Here is a 21,733-nt window from a genome sequence, read left to right as displayed (position 1 = left end):
TGAGCGCCATGCGTCTGGGTTGGCCTCATTATGAAGATATGTTGATTTTTTGTATCTAAATCGTGGTAAAAGAAAGATGTCTGGCAAAAAATCCTATGAGTTTATGTTATAATTTTGTGAATTTATGGCTGCTTAGCTGAGGAAGACGCTGTGAATACTCTCCAACTTTCGGTAGTCCATCGCTTGCCGCAAAGTTATCGATGGTCATCGGGTTTTACTGGTGTCAAAGTTGAACCGATTCCGCTTTGCGGCCTGGATGACGACAGTTATCTGATTGGTTTTAAATTACTCAGCCATGACGGCGATGAAGCCCGTCAGATCATGCGGCATCTCAACCAGTCGCTGGATGAGATCCAACTGCAATGTGCCGTGGTGGAGTGGGAAGGCGAGCCCTGCCTGTTTTTATATCGTCAGGACGAGAGTGCGGCGATGTGTCGTTTGAAAGATGTGGGTGTGGCGATCGCCGAGTCGGTTTGCGCGCAATACCCATTCTGAACTGGCAGCATCGGTATCGATGCTGCCTGATTTCTGTTCTCATGTCCGTCTGACATGTACTTCTGAACCGTTGTCAGGCTGACAACTGTAATAGCGCTCGGGTGTAATCCTGCTGCGGATGTTCAAAGATTTGTCGGCAGTCACCTTGCTCGACCACCTCACCATGGCGCAGCACGATGACCTGATGGCACAGTGCGCGTACGACGTGTAAGTCGTGGCTGATGAACAGATACGCGAGCTGGTGGGTCTGTTGCAGGGTTTTCAGCAGAGTCAGAATCTGTGCCTGAACCGTGCGATCGAGCGATGAGGTCGGCTCGTCGAGAATCAGCAATTCCGGTTGCAGTATCAAGGCTCGGGCGATAGCAATACGCTGACGCTGACCGCCAGAAAACTCTGATGGGTAGCGGTGACGGCTATCCGGATCCAACCCAACTTCCTGCATGGCCTGAATAACCCGCTGCGTCTGTTCTGTCGCGCTCAGTCGGTGATGAACCCGTAGCCCTTCCGCGATAATTTGCTCCACATTCAGTCGCGGGTTCAATGAGCCGTTGGGATCCTGAAAGACGACCTGAATGCGGCGACGAAACGGCAGCATTTGCTTGCGGTTAAATTGGTGCAACGGCTGGCCATCAAACCAGATCTCGCCTTGACTGCGTAGTAACCGCAGCAACGCCAGCCCGGTAGTGCTTTTCCCTGACCCCGACTCACCCACCAGCCCGATGCTTTCGCCACGGCGCAGACAGAAGCTCAGCGCCTGCAATACCGACTTTTCCCCCACCGTACGGCGTAGCAAACCGCGTCTGATAGGGAAGTTAACACCCAGCCCCCGGACATCCAGCAGGGCTGACGTATCCGAGGTGAGCGGTAATGCTTCCCCGGTGGGCTCGGCATCCAGCAATTGTCGGGTATAAGGATGTTGTGGCGCACTGAACAGCGCATGAGTGAGGTTCTGCTCGACGCAGCGCCCTGCCTGCATGACAGCAACCCGGTCAGCCAACCGACGCACAATGTTCAGGTTGTGCGTAATAAACAGCAGGCTCATGTTCAGTTCCTGCTTGAGTTCGTTCAGCAGGTCGAGAATTTGCGCCTGTACGGTAACATCCAGCGCAGTGGTCGGTTCATCCGCAATCAACAGGCGGGGTTGAGTCAGCAATGCCATGGCAATCATTACCCGCTGGCGTTCACCACCGGAAAGCTGATGAGGGAAATCCGCCAGCCGTCGTGCCGCCTGACGAATACCAACACGTTCAAGACAACGGATGATTTCGTCACGGGCGGCCTCACGACGCATGCCCCGGTGCAGCGAGAGCACTTCCGCCAGCTGTTTTTCAATGGTGTGTAGCGGGTTAAGCGACACCATCGGTTCCTGAAAGATCATGGCAATCTGGTTGCCGCGCACCTGGCGCAACTGCTGTTCACTGGCGTGTAGCAACGACTCACCGGCAAACAGAATATCGCCCTGAGGGTAGACCACAGGCGGCGAAGGTAACAGGCGCAACACAGATAACGCGGTGATGCTTTTGCCGGAGCCGGATTCCCCCACCAGCGCCAGTGTTTCTCCAGCAGCAATACTCAGTGAGACGTTTTCGACCACACACCGTTGCTGGTCGCCGCTGCGAAACGCGATACTCAGGTCACGAATGTCAAGTAAAGGTTGTTCGGACATATCAATGCGCCTTGCTCGGGTCAAAGGCGTCGCGAACGGCTTCGCCGATAAAAATAAGCAGTGATAGCACTACCGCCAGCACGATGAAAACGGTGATACCCAGCCACGGTGCCTGTAGGTTGTTTTTCCCTTCCAGCAATAAACCGCCGAGTGACGCCGAACCCATCGGTAAACCGAACCCCAGAAAATCGAGCGAGGTCAGGGTAGTGATGGAACCACACAAAATAAACGGCAGGTAGGTGAGGGTAGCGACCATCGCGTTGGGCAGCATGCAGCGGAACATGATGGACCGATCGCTCACACCCATGGCCTGTGCGGCGCGAATATAGTCGAAATTGCGGGTGCGCAGGAATTCTGCTCGCACCACACCCACCAGCGCCATCCAGCCAAACAGCACCGTAATGCCCAGCAGCCACCAGAAGTTTGGCTGAATCACGCTGGAGAGCAGGATAATCAGGAACAGCGTCGGCATACCGGACCAGACCTCGATAACGCGCTGCCCCCACAAGTCGATACGCCCGCCGTAATACCCCTGGCAGGCACCGACCACGATGCCAATCAGGCTGGACAGCAGCGTCAACGCCAGCCCAAACAGAATGGAAATACGAAAGCCATACAGGATTTGCGCCAGCACATCACGCCCCTGACTGTCGGTACCGAGCCAATTCTGGCCCGAGGGCGGCGAGGGGAACGCATGCTGGGTAGCATAATTGATGGTGTCGTAACGATAGTGAATCAGCGGCCACACCACCCAACCGCCTTGTTCCAGCCGCTTCGCCAGCCAAGGGTCGCGGTAATCGGCCGCTGTCGCCAGTTGACCACCGAACGTGGTTTCACTGTAATCCACGATAAACGGCGTGTACCACTGTCCGTTGTAATGCACCAATAACGGCTTATCGTTAGCGATTAATTCCGAGCAGAGCGTCACCAGAAACAGCACCAGAAAAACCCATAACGACCAGTAACCACGGCGATTAGCGCGAAAACGTGCCCAGCGCGCCTGATTAATCGGGCTTAGACGACTCATTGGCGCTCCTCGAAGTCGATACGCGGGTCAACCAGCGTATAGGTCATGTCGCTGAGGATATTTAGCAACAGGCCGATGAGAGTAAAAATGTACAAGGTACCGAACATCACCGGGTAATCGCGCTGCAAGGTGGCGTCGTACCCCAACAGACCGAGGCCATTAAGGGAAAACATCACCTCAATCAGCAGGGAACCGGTAAAGAACATGCTAATGAACGTGGCGGGAAAACCGGCTATCACCAACAGCATGGCGTTGCGAAACACGTGACGGTAGAGGATCTGCTTCTCTTCCAGACCTTTGGCGCGGGCGGTGATCACGTACTGTTTGCGGATTTCGTCCAGAAATGAGTTCTTGGTTAGCATGGTCAGCGTGGCGAAGCCGCCGATCACGGTCGCCAGCACCGGTAACGTAATGTGCCACAGGTAATCGATGACCTTGTCGAACCCGGAAAGGCTATCAAAATGCGGGGATACCAGACCGCGTAGCGGGAACCAATCCAGATAACTGCCACCCGCGAACACGACAATCAGCAAAATAGCGAACAGAAACGCGGGAATGGCGTAACCGATAATAATCAGCGTACTACTCCAGACGTCAAACGCCGAGCCATTACGCACCGCCTTGTTAATACCCAGAGGAATCGATACCAGATAGATAATCAGCGTGCTCCATAACCCAAGGGATATCGAAACCGGCATGCTCTCTTTAATCAATGCAATCACGGACGAACCGCGAAACAGGCTGTTGCCGAAGTCAAAACGGACATAATCCCACAACAGTTTGAAGTAACGTTCATGCAACGGTTTATCAAACCCGTAGCGTTTGGTTATTTCAGCGATCACTTCCGGGTCCAGACCACGGGCCCCCCGATAGGTGTTTTCCACCGAGGGTTTGCCCCCCGGCCCACGAGCCAGCCCACCGCCGTCGTTGCCACCCATGCTAAAACCCGTGCCCTGACCCATTTCAATGGACGCAATGGCCTGATCAACCGGGCCGCCCGGCGCGATTTGCACAATAAAAAAGTTGATAGTGATGATGGCCCACAGCGTGGGGATCACCAGCAGTAATCGGCGTAACAGGTAAGTTCCCACATCGGCTCCTTATCGACGCGCTGCCGGCAGTGTGGCGGCTTTACTGGCGTCATACCACCAACTGTCGATACCCAGCGAATAGGCCGGGCGGGTTGCCGGCATGGCGAATTTGTTCCAGTAGGCGAAACGGTCGTGGTTGGAATACCACATCGGGATCGCAAACTGGTTCCAGGTGAGTACCCGGTCCAACGCCGTGCCCAATGACAGCAACGCGGCTTTATCACCTTGATGGCGAACAATATCGTCAATAAGCTGGTCGATAGCCGCGTCTTGTACGCCCGGCGAGTTGTAGGACGAGTTGATGTAGGCGGAGCTCCAACTGATTGCCAGATCGGAACTGGGGTAGGGCATCGCCGGATACAGTTTCGGGATCATGTCAAAATCACGCTTGCGAAACCGATTATTGAATTGCGGACTGTCGACGCTGCGTACTTCCATACGGATGCCGAGCCGAGCCAGATTGTGTTGGAACGGCAACACATAGATAGCGTTTGAGGCACTGGGTAGCAGTAATTCGAAACGAAAAGGCTGGCCGGTGTTCTTATTGACCAGCACCTGATTTTTCAATTCCCAACCCGCTTGCTGCAACAGGTGTAATGCCTTAAGCAGACCCGCGCGATCATAACCACTGCCATCGGATTCCTCCGGGCGGTATGCCGGGCCGAAAACCTCGGCGGGAAGACGGTCTTTCAGCGGTGTCAGTAAGGTAAGCTCGGCAGCAGATGGCATTCCCTGCGCGGCGTACTCGGTGTTCTGGAAAAAACTGTAGGGGCGTTGGTAGCTGCTAAAAAACAGGGCCTTGTTCATCCAGTTAAAATCAAAGGCGAGTGCCAGCGCCTGACGTACCCGTCGATCGCTAAACTGCGGGCGTTGGATGTTAAACACCAGCCAGCGGGTATCCTGCGCCGCCTGATTAGTTTCATCTTTCTTCAGAATATAACCCCGTGCGAAGTTACCGCCTTCATACTGGGTTGCCCAGTGCTTAGGTGAGCCTTCGATGCGCAGATCGAAGGCTCCTGCTTTGAAGGCTTCCAGCGCGACGCTGTCATCCAGATAGTAGTCGTAACGCAACTGGTTAAAGTTGTAGCGCCCCCGGTTGACCGGCAGGTCGGCAGCCCAGTAGTCGGTGACACGGGAATAAATCACGTATTGCCCCATGCGGTAATCGGTGATGCGATAAGGTCCACTGGCTAACGGTGGGGTGCTTAACGGGTCGCTGAGTTTGTGGTCGCGCCAGAATTTTTCCGGCATAACCGGTAGCGTTAGCATCCCCAGCATTTTTTCTTTGTCAGGCTCGGCGAAGGTAAAGCGCACCCGGTGCGGGTTAATTACACTGACTTCAGTGCCTTTGTAATAAAGACGAAACTGCGGCACACCCTGCGTCATAAACATCGTGAACGTGAACGCCACATCAGACGCGGTAATCGGCGAGCCGTCATGAAAACGGGCGGCTGGGTTCATGTCTATTTCTATCCAGCTGTAGTCACTGGCATAGCGGGCGTTAAGCGCAATCAGCGGGTAATAACTGCCTGGCTCGTCTTCCGAACTGACGTAGAGTGAATCGTAAAGGCTTTCAGTACGAGCGGCAGCCAGGCCACGCAACGCAAAGCGGTTAAAGTTATCAAAGGTGCCCAGCGCGCTGTACGTTACGTTGCCGCCCTTGGGGGCCGACGGGTTGGTATAGTCGTAATGGGTGAACCCCTGTGGGTATTTCGGCTCACCCAGGGTGGCGAACGCGTAGGTCTGCAGCGTGGTGGGTTCGGCATACGCCAGCCAGGCGCAGGTGGACAGTAAGGCGGCGATAATCGCACGTGTAAACATCGAAAGGGCTGACTCCTGATAACCTCATGTTTCTCCGCATGAAAGCAGACTGAACGGAGAAAAAGCCTGAAATTCCTGGCAATCGCGATGCCGGACGCTATGGCGTTCTGTTTTACCACGAAATAACACGTCGAACCTACTGTTAATCACCCCGGATGATGATCGGGAGGCAACCGACAGGTAATAAAAAAACGCCGCTGTTTGGCAGGCGGCGTTTTCTGATTGTCTGGACTATATCAAGGGAAAAGTAAATCAGCTGTGCGGCGCTTGTTCCAGCACCCGGCGAGCTTCACGGTAGCGAGGCCTCCAGTAGCTGTCATCCATGCTGGAAATAGTCACACCAATACTGGTGGAAGCATGAACGAACTGCTGGTTACCGAGGTAGATACCCATGTGACGGCCGGTTGAACCTGCATGGAAGACAACCAGATCGCCCGGACGCAGCTTGTTGCGCTGAATCTGAACACCGATGTCTTGTTGCTCATAGCTGGAGCGCGGCAAGTCTATACCAAACTGTTCGCGGAAGGTGCGTTGAACGAAACTGGAGCAGTCGATGCCTTTACGGCTGTCGCCCCCGAGACGATAACGTACGCCTTTCCAACTGGCGTATTGTTCAAGCAACTTGGATTTGACTTCCACGTTGCGAACCATCGCTTCGAATTCATCCTGAGAGGCTTGTAGTGAAGGGTCACCACCGTTAACCACACGCCTATCAGTTTGATTATTAACATTTGCATTGTTGCTGGTACAGGCAGAAAGCGCTATCGCTACTGCCACGGCAGGTAACACCCGCCAGATATATCTCAGAGTCGGTTGAGATTTGACCATTGTTGTTATGTTCCCTTGATGTCCTTAACGATTCAATCGTTATGCTGTGTTTATAAACACTGTTATCTATGCCAAACAAAACGAGTGTCAGACTAAAGCACTACTTTTCATGGGACAATTATTCGTCTGTTAATTTGTGCAACACCGCACATTATTATTGGTGTCGCAACATCTATTTAACTGGACGGATGTCTGCCCATGAATCTCGGACCTCGACGACCATACCTTAACGAAAACCAGATTGCGAGTTTTTTTGTCTTTTTTGTTTATATGATTTCGTGATGAAATATCCCACGTCAGCCCGATAAAACACTGCGATAGGCGTACAGAACGAGAAATAAAAGAGAGTATGGCGTTCTGACAGATATCCCTACTGCCGTTTCATGTCGGCCGTTTAACGTCGACACTACGCGCTACCGGTTGTGCTTACCTTTCGCGGCAATCTAACAGCTGTTTTTGCAGTGTGTTCCATTCCGCTTCAGAGTCATTAATGATTTCGATACGACTGTCGGGCGGTGATGCTGGCTGCGTTTCAATGCGCAGGTCGAATCCCTGACGGTTGACCACCAGCGTACCTTCGGCAATACGCATTACACCTTTAACACGGCTTACCGGTGCCAACCGCACCCAGTCGAGCAGACGAGCGGTGTTGAATTGAGTCTCGCCATCAAAAATCCAGCCGCAGGCGTAATACCCCTGGCCCTGATTTAGCGCACGACGCCAGCTTTCGCGACCCGTCAGTTTGAGTGCCGCCAGCCCGGTTTTAGCCGGAGCGTCATGATGGTGGTGGAGGGCATCCGGCAGTGCGGTGTGATTGTCCCGCGGCAGGTCCAGTAGGGTGGTATCGACCTGCCCCTGAGACAAGGTGATCAGTTGACGATCCTGACCCTGTTGTTGATGCCAGCGTTGCAGTGCGTCACGGTCGCTCTGCTGCCAGGTGTCTTCTTTATTAGCGATGATGACATCCGCTGCGGCAAGCTGATCGCGGAAGTTTTCATTGTCGGTATAACGGCTGTCGCCAAGCTGGCGTGGATCCAGCAAACACAAAGTGGCCTGTAGCTGAAGCCACGGCTGATAGGCTTCAGAGGTCAGTAGTGTCAGGATTTGCTTCGGGTGGCCCAGGCCGGTCGGTTCAATCAGTAACCGATGCGGTTTTTTCTGCAACAGCATGTTGAGTCCTACCTGCATTGGCAGGCCGTTGACACAGCACATGCAACCGCCAGGGATCTCTTTGAGCAGTGCGCCAGTGTCGCTTAACAACGCACCGTCGATACCGATTTCACCAAACTCATTAACCAGCACCGCCCAGGTTTCGCCTTCAGGTTTATGAGAGAGCAGGTGCCTGATGGTGGTGGTTTTGCCGCTACCGAGGAAGCCGGTAATCAGGTTTACTTTCGTCAACACAGGAGTCTCCTTGCGTGTGCGGGAAGCGTCTGACATGGTCTGTCAGACGCGGGGAAGGGGGTTTGGTTGGCTAACTCATTCAGTCCGCACGACCCATATAGCGGCGCTCAGGGATGTGAATACGGATTTTTTCGCCCGCACTCAGGTACTCAGGTACCTGAATCACCAGACCGGTAGTCAGTGTAGCCGGTTTGTTGCGGGCGCTGGCTGAAGCCCCTTTGATGCCCGGTGCGGTTTCGACAATTTCCAGATCGACAGTCTGCGGCAGTTCCAACGCCAGCAACTGTCCATCCATCGTCAATACCTGAATACCCGGCATACCGCCTTCCGGGATAAACAGCAGTTCGTCTTCAATCTGCTCTTTTTTGAAGGTATACGGGGTGTAATCTTCCTCGTCCATAAAGATGTACTCGTCGCCATCAATATAAGAGAAGGTGACTGAGCGACGGGTCAGGGTGATGGTGTCCAGAATGTCATCACCTTTGAAGCGTTCTTCTACTTTCAGCCCGGTACGAACGTCGGCGAAACGCATTTTGTACAGCGTGCTGGCACCACGTGCGCTGGGGCTTTGAATATCAATGTCTTTTACCAGCAGCAGTTTACCGTTGTAGTTAACGGCCATGCCGCGTTTGATCTCATTCGCTCTTGCCATGAAATGTACCTTAAATAAAGAAGAGAAATTTTTGTGGCGACACGTTACTCGTCAGGATGGGTTCAGGCAAGAGGGATTTGTGGCTGTCTGGCACCAGACAAACGGCCCGAGGGATAAAACGCGGCAGAAATGATAACGATGCCAAATACCAGCCATGAATGCCGCCAATAACTGCTGGCAATAAATGTTGGTAATAGAGTAGTAGTAGCCTTGCGGCCACCAGCCTGTTAGGCTCTGCGGCCTGCACTAGCGACGGGAATCCCCCGGAGGTCACTGATGGAATGCCGTTCTGATTGCGGTGCCTGCTGTACCGCACCGTCTATCTCCAGCCCGATTCCCGGCATGCCACAGGGAAAACCCGCCAATACGCCCTGTATTCATCTTGATGAGCGTATGCGTTGCGGCCTGTTCTTTTCGCCCTTACGTCCGGCGGTGTGCCGTGGTTTACAACCGAGTCGTGACATGTGCCGTAACAGTCGTGATGAGGCGATGCAGTACCTTATCGAACTGGAAGATGCCACCGCGCCCTGAGTACATCAAACGTCGCGGATGCGCCACAGGCAGACGGCAGCGCCCGCCAGCATCGCGATAGCGATGACAAAACCGGCATGATAACTCCAGACCTCGGCCACTATCCCGGCCAGTGAGCCGGAAATGATCCAGCCAACCCGGGTGGTATTGGTGAATAGCGTGGTGGCGGCACCGGCCTGACCCGGCATCAGATCCTGAAAATAAAGCATGCCCATTCCGGCCAGAATACCGATGAAAATTGCATTCAGCAGTTGCAACGCCAGCAACGCCCAGTCGTTGTTCAGCAACGTCAGGCCGGTATAGAAAACCAACCCGGCTATCACCGCTATACGCATCAGCAGGCGTTTTCCCAATCGACTGGCCAGATACCCTGCCAGCAGCATCACCGGAATTTCCAGCCCGGCGGCGGTCCCCATCATCAACCCGGCCAGTTTCTCCGGTAACTGTAATTCATGCACCAGATATAACGGCATATTGATCAGATAAATACCGTTGCAGGTCCACATCAGGGTACAGGCACTAAACAGCAATAGCGTATCGCGCCGGTTTTGCCGCGGTGATTCCAGCGTAGCGGCGGATTTAACCTTGGTCTTCGGCATAGAGGGCAGTAACAGCCATACCAGTAATCCGCATAAGACGAACACCGCGGCTGCCGTCAGGTACATCACCGGGAACCCGAATCCCAACACTAACGCGAAAGCAACCGGCGGCCCGATGACCCATGACAGTGAAATCTGCGCTCGCATTACGGAGCTGAACATGGCCGCGCCCCGGCCGGTGCGATCAGCGTGTTCCCTTGCCAGAGCAAACAGCTGTGGGTTGGCGGTGGAACCAAAACTCGACAGTAATACGCCGATGAACAGCAAAACAAAGTAGTTGCGGTTCCAGGCATACAGCAGACAGGAAAGTGCACCCAGCAGGCAACATTGCAGGATCAGCGTCTTACGGTCGCCCTGGCGATCGGAATAGGTTGCTAAAACCTGGCTGACGACGATACCGATCACCGCACTGCCGGTATAAAACAGCCCCACCATAACGGGGCGGACCTGTACTTCTGTGGACAAAAACAGGCTCAGTGTGGGGAGTTGCAGTGCACCGGCAATCCCGGTCAGGAAGGCAATCATCAGGAATGCCGAGGATGTCAGGTCGGGCAGACGCCGGGCTACACGGGTGGAAGAGAATGTCATGCTGAATTCAGGTTAAAAAAAGAACAGGGAGAAAACGGAACGCGCTATCTTACGCTGATAGGGTAGAAACGAAAGCCTGTTTCAACTTTTTTTCTTCAGCACACATTCAGCACAAATGTGACAACCTGTTAATGCGCACTGAATTTTCGGGTGAAAATGTGCGTGACCTCTAAGATCTGTCATTTCATCCATGCAGAATGCTTGCATAGCCATAATGAAAAACGCAGAATTTTTGAAACGTTTCAGCGAGGTTTTGCTGAAATTACCCTGAGCGAGTCAGCAAATTATTTCTCATAAAAGCTGAAACGATTCAAGTTCAGCAAGAGAGGAGCATTATGTTTCAGTTGTCACAGCACGACATTCATTTAGGTGCTTCCGCCGGTACGAAAGAGGAGGCCATCCGTCAGGTGGCCGCCGCTCTGACCGAAGCGGGTTGCGTGAGCGAAGGCTATGTTGCGGGGATGCTGCAGCGTGAGCAGCAGACATCGACTTATCTTGGCAGCGGTATCGCCATCCCGCATGGCACGACCGATACGCGAGATCTGGTGAAGAAAACCGGTGTTCAGGTATTCCAGTTCCCGCAGGGCATTGCGTGGGGGGAAGACCAGACCGCGTATGTGGTGCTGGGCATCGCCGCCCGTTCTGACGAACACCTGGCGCTGTTGCGTCAACTGACCCATGTGCTGAGCGATGACCGCGTTGCGGCCCGTCTGGCCAGCACCACCTCCGCTGACGAACTGCGTGGGTTGCTGATGGGCGAACAACTGGCGGGCGCATTCCGCTTCGATACGTCGCTGATTAACCTGAATGTGGCAACGGATAACCTGATGACCTTGCAGGCGCTGAACGCCGGTCGTTTACAGCAGATTGGCGCGGTTGACGCCAGTTTTGTCAGCCATGTCGTTGCTACTAAACCGACCCATCTGGGGCAGGGTATTTGGCTGAGCGATAGTCTGAACGGCAACCTGGTAAGTGCACTGGCAGTAAGCCGTCCAGCCCAGCCATTCGCGCTAGACGGTGAAACTGTTGCGCTGTTGCTGACCGTGTCGGCTGCCGACGAGCAAGTATTCGCATCGCTCGATTATCTCAGCAAGTTGTTGATTGCCGGTAAAGCTGACAGCCTGTTGTCTGCTGACGAAACTACGTTACTGGCGTTGCTGACCAGTGACGAGGCAACCGAAGGTGAAGCCGAGAGCGACGCACTGGAAGCCGAATTTACTGTCCGCAATGAGCATGGTCTGCATGCCCGTCCCGGCGCGATGCTGGTCAACGTGATTAAACAGTTCTCCAGCGAGATAACGGTGACGAATCTTGACGGCACCGGTAAACCCGCCAACGGCCGCAGTCTGATGAAAGTGGTCGCTCTGGGTGTGAAAAGCGGCCACCGCCTGCGCTTTACCGCCCGTGGTGAAGATGCTGAAGCTGCGCTGAAGGCTATCGGCGAGGCCATTCAGTCTGGTCTTGGGGAGGGTGCAGCATGAGCAGACGCGTTGCCACCATTACCCTGAATCCCGCCTATGATTTAGTAGGGTATTGCCCGGAAATCGAACGGGGTGAGGTGAATCTGGTTCAGACTACGGGGCTGCATGCGGCAGGTAAAGGCATCAACGTTGCCAAGGTACTCAAAGATCTGGGTATTGATGTCACCGTCGGTGGGTTCATGGGCAAAGACAATCAGGACGGTTTTCAACAGTTGTTCAGCGAGTTGGGCATTGCTAACCGTTTCCAGGTGGTGTCGGGACGTACGCGTATTAATGTCAAACTTACCGAGCAGAATGGCGATGTGACCGATCTGAATTTCTCCGGTTTTGAGGTGACCCAGCAAGACTGGCAGCGTTTCGTGAACGATTCGCTGAGCTGGTTGGGGCAGTTTGACATGGTGGCTGTCAGTGGCAGTTTGCCGAGTGGTGTTGACCCGGATGCGTTTACCGACTGGATGTCGCGTCTGCGTAGCCAGTGTCCGTGCATTATTTTCGACAGCAGCCGCGAAGCGCTGGTAGCAGGCCTGAAAGCCTCTCCGTGGTTGGTCAAACCCAACCGCCGTGAGCTGGAAATTTGGGCCGGGCGTAAATTACCTACGCTGGCGGATGTGGTAGATGCAGCGCATGCGCTGCGTGAACAGGGTATTGCTCATGTCGTGATTTCGCTGGGAGCGGAAGGCGCGCTGTGGGTCAATGCGTCCGGTGCCTGGCGAGCGATGCCGCCAGCCTGTGAAGTGATCAGTACGGTAGGTGCGGGTGACTCCATGGTGGGGGGATTGATTTATGGCTTATTGATGCGTGAGTCCAGTGAACATACGTTGCGTCTGGCCACTGCGGTGGCAGCGCTGGCCGTTAGCCAGAGTAACGTTGGCATTAGCGATCGTCCGCAGCTGGCTGCGATGATGGCGCGTGTTGATCTACAACCCTTTAACTGACAGCAGGAGATAAACAATGAAAACGCTGCTGATACTCGATAAATCACTGGGACTGGCGAAAAGCCGTCTGGTGAAGAATTTGCTCGGTGCTGCCGCAACTAATGCAGGACTTACCCTCACTGAGCAACTTGCTGATGCGGAGCTGGCGATCGTGCTGGGTGCTTCCGTACAGGCAGACAGTGGATTGAATGGCAAGAACGTGTTTGCCGGGGATGTGGAGTTGGCATTGAGTCAGCCCGCTCACTTCCTGGAAAAAGCGAAAGCTGAGGCGAAGCCGTATCAGGCTCCGGTTGCTGCGGCTCCAGCGGCAGCGCCGACTGCGGCCAAACGTATTGTGGCGGTGACCGCCTGCCCGACAGGGGTAGCGCACACCTTCATGGCGGCTGAGGCTATCGAAAGCGAAGCGAAAAAACGTGGCTGGTGGGTGAAAGTGGAAACCCGCGGCTCCGTAGGTGCCGGTAACCCGATTAGCCCGGAAGAAGTTGAACAGGCGGATTTGGTTATCGTGGCAGCGGACATTGAAGTTGACCTTAGCAAGTTCGCCGGTAAAAAAATGTACCGCACCTCGACAGGTCTGGCATTGAAGAAGACGGCGCAAGAGCTTGATAAAGCGCTGTCTGAAGCGGTGGTCTTCCAGCCATCTGCCCAAAGTGGTGCGGCGGCGGCTGACTCGGCCAAAAAAGGCGGCGCAGGTCCGTATCGTCACCTGCTGACCGGTGTGTCGTACATGTTGCCCGTGGTGGTAGCAGGCGGTCTGTGTATTGCCTTGTCGTTCGTATTCGGGATTACCGCGTTCAAGGAAGAAGGGACGCTGGCAGCAGCGCTGATGAAGATCGGCGGCGGTTCGGCGTTTGCACTGATGGTGCCGGTATTGGCGGGTTACATTGCGTTTTCCATTGCTGACCGTCCGGGTCTGACTCCGGGTCTGGTTGGCGGTATGCTGGCTGTCAGCACCGGTGCGGGTTTCCTGGGTGGTATCATCGCCGGGTTCCTGGCAGGTTATCTGGCGCGCGCCATCAGCAACCATGTGACGTTGCCGCAGAGTATGTCGGCGCTAAAACCGATTTTGATTATTCCGCTATTCGCGACGCTGATAACCGGTCTTATCATGATCTACGTCGTCGGTACTCCGGTTGCGAAAATCCTGACTGGCCTGACTGGTTGGCTGCAATCCATGGGTACGGCGAATGCGGTCATTCTGGGTGCCATTCTGGGCGGCATGATGTGTACCGATATGGGTGGCCCGGTAAACAAAGTGGCGTATGTGTTCGGTACTACGCTGCTCAGTAGCCAGGTGTATGCGCCAATGGCTGCCGTTATGGCTGCTGGTATGGTGCCGCCGCTGGCGATGGGGCTGGCAACGTTCATTGCTGCGAAGAAATTCACAGCGACCGAACGTGAAGGTGGTAAAGCGGCGGTGGTACTGGGGCTGTGTTTCATCTCCGAAGGTGCTATTCCTTACGCTGCCCGTGACCCGATGCGTGTACTGCCGTGCTGTATCCTGGGTGGCGCGCTGACAGGTGCCATTTCTATGGCGATTGGCGCTAAGCTGATGGCTCCACACGGTGGTCTGTTCGTCCTGCTGATTCCAGGTGCGATCACACCGGTAGTGGGCTACCTGCTTTCCATCGTAGCGGGTACGGTCGTGGCTGGCGTGCTGTACGCTGTGCTGAAACGTCCGGAAGAGCAACTGGCTAAAGCCTAACGCTTAATGATGATGCAGTGATAAAAACGCCGGTGCGATGTACCGGCGTTTTTTTTATGTTTTTTCGCGAGGTGCTGCACTTAACAGCGGTATGATTTCGTCATGTTAGGGTCGCTGAGAAGGAGAATGCCATGTCGCGTCATCATGCCAGCCGGGGGATTTTGGTGCTGGAGTCGCCCTGGGAGCTGGATGCGCTTGATGCCAACCGCTCATCCGTCGTGCCGTTTATTGAGGGTATTGCCAAGGTCGCCGGTGACACCGAGGTGTATTGCGCTAATTTCTACGACAAGACCAGTTTTCGCACCGCGTTACAGTGTCTGTGCAAGATTCCTTTTAAAAATATCATTATTTATGTCGCCGCGCACGGTCAGGGGAAAAGAGTGGGAGGTACACACATTCGGGATGTGCTGGTACCTATCGGCGAATTATCGCATCAGTTCAATATCACCGGGTTGCTGCTCGGTGCCTGCTTCGTGGGGGCTCATACCGAGTTAATCGAAACATTTACTCGCGGCAACCAGTTACGCTGGTGTGCCGGGTATGCCTGTGAAACCGAATGGCTCACCGGTACGTTGATCGACTGCGCTATCATCAATCAGATGTTGTCGGTAAAGAAAAACGCCTTCTCTTATCTCGATACGATTATTGATAATCTGGCGCTGGCGGTTTCGCCCTTTCACGATAAATATGCCATTGGGCGTGATGAGCAGGGAAAAGCGATGCAACTGCGCGATGCATTTCAGTGCGTTGTGCAACCGGACGGACAAGGGCATAAACCGCGCACGGTATCAAACCGAATATTCGAGCGGGCAGCGCAATTACGGCGGGAGGAAACGGCCTGATTACGCCGTGTAGCGGCCAGTGTCTGGCCGCGATTCCGGTGTTAGCCGACGAGGTTGACCGGCGATTGTTGTGATTTGAGCCAGGCGATTTCCTGCGGCCAGATATCTGGATTGATGGTTTCCAGAATCAGTGGAATGCCGTCAAAGCGCGAGTCGCGCATAATATAGCTGAACACGGTTTTACCGATGTTGCCTTCACCCAGACTGTGGTGACGGTCCACCCGACTACTAAACTCGCTTTTCGCGTCATTCAGGTGCATACCGCGTAAATAGCTGAAACCGACGATACGCTCCAGTTCAGCAAAAGTCCGTTCGCAGTCATCCTCGGTGCGCAGGTCATAACCGCCCGCGAACGCATGGCAGGTATCGATACAGACGCCGACCCGACTTTTGTCTTCCACCTGACTGATGATTTCCGCCAGATGTTCAAACCGAAACCCCAGGTTGCTACCCTGACCAGCGGTGTTTTCTATCACCGCGGTGACGCCGCTGGTTGCTTCCAGCGCCAGATTGATGGACTGGGCGATACGGCGCAGACAGGTGCTTTCGTCTATTTGACGCAGGTGGCTGCCGGGATGAAAATTCAGCAATGTCAGTCCCAGTTGCTGGCAACGCGTCATTTCGTCGATAAACGCCGCCTGAGATTTGCCTAAGGCCTCGTCATCGGGATGACCCAGATTGATCAGATAGCTGTCGTGCGGCAGGATCTGCGCCGGGGTGAAGTGATACCGGGCGCAGGCGGTCTGAAAACGGTCAATCACCTCCGCTGTTAATGGCGCGGCCTGCCACTGGCGCTGGTTTTTGGTAAACAGTGCGAACGCGGTGGCGCCGATGTCGTGGGCGCGGGCAACCGCCTGATCCACGCCGCCAGATGCACTGACGTGCGCTCCGACATATTTCATGGTTTTCTCCTTTTTATGCCCGCGCATTATGACATTACCGCGTCACGGTCTGTAGCCCCGTGTTTCACCCAGGCGTTATTTCACCCTGGGAGATTCATTCAGGCAAAAAGATGCTGTATCCCCAGATTGATAGCCGCGCCGCCTGCCACTAACCAGATGAACAGGACTGCCGCCAACAGTAAGGGTTTAACCCCCGCCTGTCGCAACGTGCTCAGACGGGTGGCTATCCCCAGTGCTACCATCGCCATGGTCAACAGCACGTTATCGAGTTGCGTGATCAGCGCGACCCAACGAGCGGGCAGCCAGTTCAGCGAATTAAAGCCACACATCAATACGAAGCCCAGCGCAAACCACGGATAACCGGTGGTAGCGGATGTCGCGCTCTGGTGGGCAGGTTGACGCTGCTTGACCCACAAGCCAAGCAGGAACAAAAACGGGGCCAGCATCATGACGCGTAACATTTTACCGATGACCGCTGTATTCTCCGTCTCCGGGCTGATAGCGTGGCCCGCGGCGACCACTTGCGCCACTTCATGCACGGTGGAACCGAGGTAGAGTCCGAAAGTCTGCGGGGTAAATAACCAGCCGCTATACTGGATAAAATGTTGGTACATCCATGGGTAAAGAAACATGGCGGTAGTACCGAACAAAACGACGGTGGATACCGCGACCGCGACTTTATCGGCGGTACTTTTCAGTACCGGGGCGGTGGCCAGTACCGCTGCGGCACCGCAAATACTGCTGCCTGCGCCAATCAGCAAAGCGGTATGACCGTCCAGTTGAAACCAGCGCCGTCCCAGCCAATAGGCGAGTAACAGGGTAGAGGTCAGCGTCAGTACATCGATAACCAGACCGGCGCTACCCACGGCGGTGAGTTGCTGGAAGCTCAGTCTAAAGCCGTACAGGATGATGCCCCAGCGCAGCAGGTAATGCCGGGACCACTGGACACCAGCATCACACCAGGGTTGCAGGTGCGAATAAGCCGTATTGCCCAGCACCATGCCAACCAGTATCGCCAACGTCAGGGAACCGAGTCCCAATCCGGCAATGGTCGGCAGGCCGGATAACCATAAGATGCCACGGGTCAGCAGGCCAATCAGGATGATGCCAGTCAACAGATGGCCCACCGTGGAGAAAGGGGAAAGTCGTTGTACCCTGGAAGAAAATGAAAACATAGCCATACCCGCTATCAATGTAAGGTTGAGGGCACAGCCTATGATCAGCGCGCTTAAAATAGAAATTGATTATATATTTATAACCTATAGATATTTACGATAAGAGCCCCTATGCACATTACGTTACGTCAACTGGAAGTGTTTACCGAAGTCCTGAAAAGCGGTTCAACCACACAGGCATCGGTGGTGTTGTCGCTGTCACAGTCCGCCGTCAGCGCCGCATTGGCTGATCTTGAAAGTCAACTGGGGGTACAGCTGTTCGATCGTGTGGGTAAACGATTGGTGGTTAATGAACACGGTCGGCTGCTGTACCCTAAAGCACTGGCGCTGCTGGAGCAGTCGGCGGAAATTGAACAGCTTTTCCGGCGTGATAACGGCGCGCTGCGTATTTATGCCAGCAGTACCATCGGTAATTATCTGATGCCGGCGATGATTGCCCGCTATCGTCAGGATTTTCCCGCCATCCCACTGGAGCTGTATGTGGGGAACACGCTGGATGTGGTCAATGCCGTGTCTGAATTTCGGGTTGATTTGGGCCTGATAGAAGGGCCGTGCCATCACCCGGACTTGCTCACCCAGCCCTGGCGGGAAGATGAACTGGTGGTGTTTTGCGCCCCCGGTAATCCGCTGATTGGCCATGATTTTACATTACCCATGCTGGCGGATGCGCCGTGGATCCTGCGTGAGCACGGGTCAGGTACGCGCGAAGTGTTGGATCATTTACTGCTGGCACGTCTACCGCATTTCCGGCTGGTGATGGAGCTTGGCAACTCAGAGGCTATCAAGCACGCGGTGCGTCATGGCATCGGTATCAGTTGCCTGTCGCGTCATGTGGTCGCTGAGCAGCTCGCCACTGGCGTGTTGGTGGAACTACCGGTTCCTTTACCCCGGCTGAGCCGCACGTTATATCTGGTACACCATCGTCAAAAACACTTATCTGGCGTGCTGCAATGCTTTCTGGAGTATTGCCGGGAAGGCGATCGCTCCTAACAGCCTGGCAACATCAGCATTACAAACCCGGCGTGTATTCCAGAGGGATTACTTATGATGCCGGGTGAGTTATGAAGGTCTCTTATAATCCGTGCTATGCGCTATCCAGCAGGTAGCAGATTGCCTACAATCCGCCCTCAAATTTTCAAGGGCATGGATAGTAATGGCTCAACATGATACTGACCTCGCGCAATCGCGGGGAACCACGCTACGCCGTGAGTTGAAAGCGCGGCATTTGACGATGATCGCCATTGGCGGTTCGATCGGTACTGGGTTATTTGTCGCTTCAGGTGCCACGGTGTCGCAAGCCGGGCCGGGTGGGGCACTGTTATCGTATGCGTTGATCGGCCTGATGGTCTATTTCCTGATGACCAGCCTTGGGGAGCTGGCAGCATTTATGCCGGTATCTGGTTCGTTTTCTACCTATGGCGCACGCTATGTGGAAGAGGGATTCGGCTTCGCGCTGGGGTGGAACTATTGGTACAACTGGGCGGTTACCATCGCCGTTGACCTGGTGGCGGCACAACTGGTCATGGGATACTGGTTCCCATCGGTGCCTGGTTGGGTCTGGAGTGCGTTATTCCTGTCGCTGATGTTTTTGCTGAACTACATTTCCGTGAAAGGCTTTGGTGAAGCGGAATACTGGTTCTCGCTGATTAAGGTGATCACCGTGGTTCTGTTCATCGCTATTGGGGTGCTGATGATTATCGGTATTCTGCGCGGTGGTGAACATGCGGGCTGGCATAACTGGCAGATTGGCGATGCGCCGTTTGCTGGCGGATTTTCCGCCATGATCGGTGTCGCCATGATCGTTGGCTTCTCGTTTCAGGGCACCGAATTGATTGGTGTGGCCGCCGGGGAGTCCCAAGATCCGCAGACCAACATTCCACGCGCTATTCGTCAGGTATTCTGGCGTATCCTGCTGTTTTATATCTTCGCGATTCTGATTATCAGCCTGCTGGTGCCGTATACCGACCCTAACCTGCTGCGTAACGATGTGAAAGATATCAGCGTCAGCCCGTTCACGCTGGTGTTTGAGAATGCTGGCTTACTGTCGGCTGCTGCGGTGATGAATGCGGTTATCCTGACCGCTGTGTTGTCGGCAGGTAACTCCGGTATGTATGCATCCACCCGCATGTTGTTCACGTTGGCGCAGGAAGGTAAGGCGCCCGCGTGCTTTGGCAAGCTCTCACAAGGTGGGGTACCGCGTAATGCGTTGTATGCGACGACGGTGGTCGCAGGGTTGTGTTTCCTGTCGTCGATGTTTGGCAATCAGACAGTGTACCTGTGGTTGCTGAATACCTCCGGTATGACCGGGTTTATCGCCTGGCTGGGTATTGCCATCAGCCACTACCGTTTTCGCCGTGGCTATGTCGTGCAAGGGCATGATTTGAATGCACTGCCATACCGCTCTGGCTTTTTCCCGTTAGGGCCTATCTTTGCTTTCATACTCTGTCTGGTGATTACCTTGGGGCAGAATTATCAGGCGTTTCTGGCTGATAAGATTGACTGGTATGCCGTGACGGCGACGTACATCGGTATTCCGTTGTTTCTGGCTATCTGGCTGGGCTATCGTCTGGTGAGAAAATCACGGGTAGTGAAATACAGCGAGATGACCTTCCCGGAATACAAGTAACGGTCCTATAGACCAAAAAGCCAGCCGGGTTACCGACTGGCTTTTTTTACGCCCAACAGACGTCGTACTCAGATGCGGGAATGCACCAGTTTCACACTGCGGTAAACCGTGAGCAGCAGGGCAACCAGCGCAAACAACACCAGCGGTGCGCCGACATAACCGATTTTATCCATGCCTAGATGCAGGCTCACCTGGCTCCCCAACAGTGCGCCGCCGCCGATACCGAGGTTGAACAACCCGGAGAAAATCGACATGGCGACATCGCTGGCATCCGGTGCCAGTGACAGGACTTTGGCTTGCATCGCCAGGCCAATCGCCATCATCGCCAGTCCCCAGACCAGACACAGCAACGTCAGGCTGAATGGATGGGCGGACAGTGGCATCAACAGTGTCAGACAGCCTAGCAACAACAACATAGCCGTAACCAGAAACGCCTGCGGGAAACGCTCGCTGTAGCGGCTGTAGAGCATACTGCCCACAATACCGGCGCACCCAAATAGCAACAGAATCAGGGTGGTGAAATTTTCCGGCAGACCGGCCACGGTCTGGATAAAGGGTTCAATATAGCTGTAAGCCGTGAAGTGTGCCGTCACGACCACCACAGTTAGCAGGTAAATACCGACCAACGCCGGGCGGCGAAACAGTTTCGGCACACTGGATAACGAACCGGAATGCTCGCTCGGCAGTAATGGCAGCAGGCGTGCCAGCAGGATCATGGCAATGGTCGCGCCTGCGGCGATGGTCAGGAAAGTGATTCGCCAGCCGAGGTATTGGCCGATAATCCGCCCCAGCGGCAGCCCCAGTACCATCGCCAGTGACGAGCCGGTGGCAATAAGCCCCAATGCCTGCGCCCGCTTGCCGTGTGGTGCCATCCGAATCGCCAGTGAGGCGGTAATAGACCAGAATACTGAGTGCGTCAGCGCGACACCGGCTCGGGAAATGACCAGCACGGTAAAGTTCCAGGCGATGGCAGACAGCAAATGGCTGAGGATAAACAGGCTGAACAGCCCAATCAGCAATTTACGGCGCTCAATGCCGCTGGTCAGCAACATGCAGATCAGCGAGGCAAGCGCCACTATCCAGGCATAAATGGTGATCATCAGCCCAACATCTTCGGTTTTCATGGCAAAGGTATTGGCGATGTCACTGAGCAGCCCCACCGGAATAAACTCCGTGGTGTTAAAAATAAACGCGGCCACGGCCAGCGTCACCACGCGTAACCAGGCGGTGGCGCGTGAAGGGGAAGCGGATGTCATAGTCAAATTCCAGTCGGGTATTACTTATGGGGAACGACCCCATTGTAATCAATGGATCGTGACAATGCGATGTAGATCACACTTATTAGCGGGTCTTTTTGTGGGCAAC

At 54.5% G+C, this 21,733-nt stretch carries 19 protein-coding genes; 8 read left to right on the top strand and 11 right to left on the bottom strand.

The window, feature by feature from the left end; translation table 11 throughout:
• Positions 1 to 150 precede the first annotated feature (150 nt).
• Complete coding sequence (locus DZE2538_RS10935) at positions 151 to 495, top strand: YejG family protein (protein ID WP_012885040.1); 345 nt, start codon at positions 151 to 153, stop codon at positions 493 to 495.
• Positions 496 to 568: 73 nt separating this feature from the next.
• On the opposite strand, the gene yejF is transcribed toward DZE2538_RS10935, so the two are convergent.
• From yejF to yeiP, 7 genes are all read right to left on the bottom strand, one after another.
• Positions 569 to 2,161, bottom strand: a complete 1,593-nt coding sequence (gene yejF, locus DZE2538_RS10930) for a microcin C ABC transporter ATP-binding protein YejF (protein WP_038916329.1) — start codon at positions 2,159 to 2,161, stop codon at positions 569 to 571.
• A gap of 1 nt (position 2,162) precedes the next feature.
• Positions 2,163 to 3,188 carry an ABC transporter permease gene (locus tag DZE2538_RS10925; protein ID WP_023639891.1) on the bottom strand — a complete coding sequence of 342 codons (1,026 nt, stop codon included), beginning with the start codon at positions 3,186 to 3,188 and terminating at the stop codon, positions 2,163 to 2,165.
• Positions 3,185 to 4,279 (bottom strand): microcin C ABC transporter permease YejB, encoded by a 1,095-nt coding sequence (locus DZE2538_RS10920; RefSeq protein WP_019845688.1) that lies wholly within the window; start codon positions 4,277 to 4,279, stop codon positions 3,185 to 3,187. The genes DZE2538_RS10925 and DZE2538_RS10920 overlap by 4 nt, the downstream gene beginning before the upstream one ends.
• A gap of 9 nt (positions 4,280 to 4,288) precedes the next feature.
• Positions 4,289 to 6,100, bottom strand: a complete 1,812-nt coding sequence (locus DZE2538_RS10915) for an extracellular solute-binding protein (RefSeq protein ID WP_038916328.1) — start codon at positions 6,098 to 6,100, stop codon at positions 4,289 to 4,291.
• A 252-nt stretch (positions 6,101 to 6,352) separates the two neighbouring features.
• Positions 6,353 to 6,928, bottom strand: coding sequence for a bifunctional murein DD-endopeptidase/murein LD-carboxypeptidase (mepS, locus tag DZE2538_RS10910; RefSeq protein WP_038914096.1), 576 nt, complete (start codon positions 6,926 to 6,928; stop codon positions 6,353 to 6,355).
• Positions 6,929 to 7,354: 426 nt separating this feature from the next.
• The gene (locus DZE2538_RS10905) at positions 7,355 to 8,332 is read right to left on the bottom strand and encodes a CobW family GTP-binding protein (RefSeq protein ID WP_038916327.1); all 978 of its coding nucleotides are present in this window, start codon (positions 8,330 to 8,332) and stop codon (positions 7,355 to 7,357) included.
• A gap of 79 nt (positions 8,333 to 8,411) precedes the next feature.
• On the bottom strand, positions 8,412 to 8,984 hold the full coding sequence (gene yeiP / locus DZE2538_RS10900; protein ID WP_012885033.1) for an elongation factor P-like protein YeiP: 573 nt from the start codon (positions 8,982 to 8,984) through the stop codon (positions 8,412 to 8,414).
• A 276-nt stretch (positions 8,985 to 9,260) separates the two neighbouring features.
• Between yeiP and DZE2538_RS10895 the strand changes: the two genes are divergently transcribed.
• On the top strand, positions 9,261 to 9,515 hold the full coding sequence (locus tag DZE2538_RS10895; RefSeq protein ID WP_019845692.1) for a YkgJ family cysteine cluster protein: 255 nt from the start codon (positions 9,261 to 9,263) through the stop codon (positions 9,513 to 9,515).
• A gap of 5 nt (positions 9,516 to 9,520) precedes the next feature.
• On the opposite strand, the gene DZE2538_RS10890 is transcribed toward DZE2538_RS10895, so the two are convergent.
• Positions 9,521 to 10,702: a sugar efflux transporter gene (locus DZE2538_RS10890; RefSeq protein WP_038916326.1), complete on the bottom strand. Its 1,182-nt coding sequence runs from the start codon at positions 10,700 to 10,702 to the stop codon at positions 9,521 to 9,523.
• A gap of 335 nt (positions 10,703 to 11,037) precedes the next feature.
• Here DZE2538_RS10890 and fruB point away from each other — a divergent pair, with 335 nt between their 5' ends.
• From fruB to DZE2538_RS10870, 4 genes are all read left to right on the top strand, one after another.
• The gene (fruB, locus tag DZE2538_RS10885; RefSeq protein ID WP_019845694.1) at positions 11,038 to 12,183 is read left to right on the top strand and encodes a fused PTS fructose transporter subunit IIA/HPr protein; all 1,146 of its coding nucleotides are present in this window, start codon (positions 11,038 to 11,040) and stop codon (positions 12,181 to 12,183) included.
• Positions 12,180 to 13,118 carry a 1-phosphofructokinase gene (gene fruK / locus DZE2538_RS10880; RefSeq protein WP_012885029.1) on the top strand — a complete coding sequence of 313 codons (939 nt, stop codon included), beginning with the start codon at positions 12,180 to 12,182 and terminating at the stop codon, positions 13,116 to 13,118. The genes fruB and fruK overlap by 4 nt, the downstream gene beginning before the upstream one ends.
• A 16-nt stretch (positions 13,119 to 13,134) precedes the next feature.
• Positions 13,135 to 14,823, top strand: a complete 1,689-nt coding sequence (gene fruA, locus DZE2538_RS10875; protein WP_019845695.1) for a PTS fructose transporter subunit IIBC — start codon at positions 13,135 to 13,137, stop codon at positions 14,821 to 14,823.
• 131 nt (positions 14,824 to 14,954) lie between these two features.
• Positions 14,955 to 15,665, top strand: a complete 711-nt coding sequence (locus DZE2538_RS10870) for a hypothetical protein (RefSeq protein ID WP_023639884.1) — start codon at positions 14,955 to 14,957, stop codon at positions 15,663 to 15,665.
• Positions 15,666 to 15,706: 41 nt separating this feature from the next.
• On the opposite strand, the gene nfo is transcribed toward DZE2538_RS10870, so the two are convergent.
• On the bottom strand, positions 15,707 to 16,567 hold the full coding sequence (nfo, locus tag DZE2538_RS10865; protein ID WP_038916325.1) for a deoxyribonuclease IV: 861 nt from the start codon (positions 16,565 to 16,567) through the stop codon (positions 15,707 to 15,709).
• Positions 16,568 to 16,665: 98 nt separating this feature from the next.
• Positions 16,666 to 17,748 carry a YeiH family protein gene (locus DZE2538_RS10860; protein ID WP_019845698.1) on the bottom strand — a complete coding sequence of 361 codons (1,083 nt, stop codon included), beginning with the start codon at positions 17,746 to 17,748 and terminating at the stop codon, positions 16,666 to 16,668.
• A gap of 105 nt (positions 17,749 to 17,853) precedes the next feature.
• Here DZE2538_RS10860 and yieE point away from each other — a divergent pair, with 105 nt between their 5' ends.
• On the top strand, positions 17,854 to 18,732 hold the full coding sequence (yieE, locus tag DZE2538_RS10855; protein WP_038916324.1) for a DNA-binding transcriptional regulator YeiE: 879 nt from the start codon (positions 17,854 to 17,856) through the stop codon (positions 18,730 to 18,732).
• A 163-nt stretch (positions 18,733 to 18,895) separates the two neighbouring features.
• Entirely contained in the window at positions 18,896 to 20,368 is a 1,473-nt protein-coding gene (locus tag DZE2538_RS10850; protein WP_038916323.1) for an amino acid permease, read from the top strand.
• Positions 20,369 to 20,436: 68 nt separating this feature from the next.
• Here DZE2538_RS10850 and DZE2538_RS10845 read toward each other — a convergent pair whose 3' ends face one another.
• Positions 20,437 to 21,624, bottom strand: a complete 1,188-nt coding sequence (locus DZE2538_RS10845) for a sugar transporter (protein ID WP_038916321.1) — start codon at positions 21,622 to 21,624, stop codon at positions 20,437 to 20,439.
• Positions 21,625 to 21,733 lie beyond the last annotated feature (109 nt).

It is taken from the genome of Dickeya zeae NCPPB 2538 (assembly GCF_000406165.1).
GTDB lineage: Bacteria > Pseudomonadota > Gammaproteobacteria > Enterobacterales > Enterobacteriaceae > Dickeya > Dickeya zeae.
Note: the sequence above shows the minus strand (reverse complement) of the source record. Positions and strands in the feature narration are given on the sequence as shown.

What these genes read in the sequence shown, in the direction of transcription:
- DZE2538_RS10845 (WP_038916321.1), bottom strand. Translation starts at nt 21,624, where the DNA reads ATGACATCCGCTTCCCCTTCACGCGCCACCGCCTGGTTACGCGTGGTG.
- fruB (WP_019845694.1), top strand. Translation starts at nt 11,038, where the DNA reads ATGTTTCAGTTGTCACAGCACGACATTCATTTAGGTGCTTCCGCCGGT.
- DZE2538_RS10860 (WP_019845698.1), bottom strand. Translation starts at nt 17,748, where the DNA reads ATGGCTATGTTTTCATTTTCTTCCAGGGTACAACGACTTTCCCCTTTC.
- DZE2538_RS10925 (WP_023639891.1), bottom strand. Translation starts at nt 3,188, where the DNA reads ATGAGTCGTCTAAGCCCGATTAATCAGGCGCGCTGGGCACGTTTTCGC.
- nfo (WP_038916325.1), bottom strand. Translation starts at nt 16,567, where the DNA reads ATGAAATATGTCGGAGCGCACGTCAGTGCATCTGGCGGCGTGGATCAG.
- fruA (WP_019845695.1), top strand. Translation starts at nt 13,135, where the DNA reads ATGAAAACGCTGCTGATACTCGATAAATCACTGGGACTGGCGAAAAGC.
- DZE2538_RS10850 (WP_038916323.1), top strand. Translation starts at nt 18,896, where the DNA reads ATGGCTCAACATGATACTGACCTCGCGCAATCGCGGGGAACCACGCTA.
- mepS (WP_038914096.1), bottom strand. Translation starts at nt 6,928, where the DNA reads ATGGTCAAATCTCAACCGACTCTGAGATATATCTGGCGGGTGTTACCT.
- yieE (WP_038916324.1), top strand. Translation starts at nt 17,854, where the DNA reads ATGCACATTACGTTACGTCAACTGGAAGTGTTTACCGAAGTCCTGAAA.
- DZE2538_RS10890 (WP_038916326.1), bottom strand. Translation starts at nt 10,702, where the DNA reads ATGACATTCTCTTCCACCCGTGTAGCCCGGCGTCTGCCCGACCTGACA.
- DZE2538_RS10870 (WP_023639884.1), top strand. Translation starts at nt 14,955, where the DNA reads ATGTCGCGTCATCATGCCAGCCGGGGGATTTTGGTGCTGGAGTCGCCC.
- yejF (WP_038916329.1), bottom strand. Translation starts at nt 2,161, where the DNA reads ATGTCCGAACAACCTTTACTTGACATTCGTGACCTGAGTATCGCGTTT.
- DZE2538_RS10915 (WP_038916328.1), bottom strand. Translation starts at nt 6,100, where the DNA reads ATGTTTACACGTGCGATTATCGCCGCCTTACTGTCCACCTGCGCCTGG.
- yeiP (WP_012885033.1), bottom strand. Translation starts at nt 8,984, where the DNA reads ATGGCAAGAGCGAATGAGATCAAACGCGGCATGGCCGTTAACTACAAC.
- fruK (WP_012885029.1), top strand. Translation starts at nt 12,180, where the DNA reads ATGAGCAGACGCGTTGCCACCATTACCCTGAATCCCGCCTATGATTTA.
- DZE2538_RS10895 (WP_019845692.1), top strand. Translation starts at nt 9,261, where the DNA reads ATGGAATGCCGTTCTGATTGCGGTGCCTGCTGTACCGCACCGTCTATC.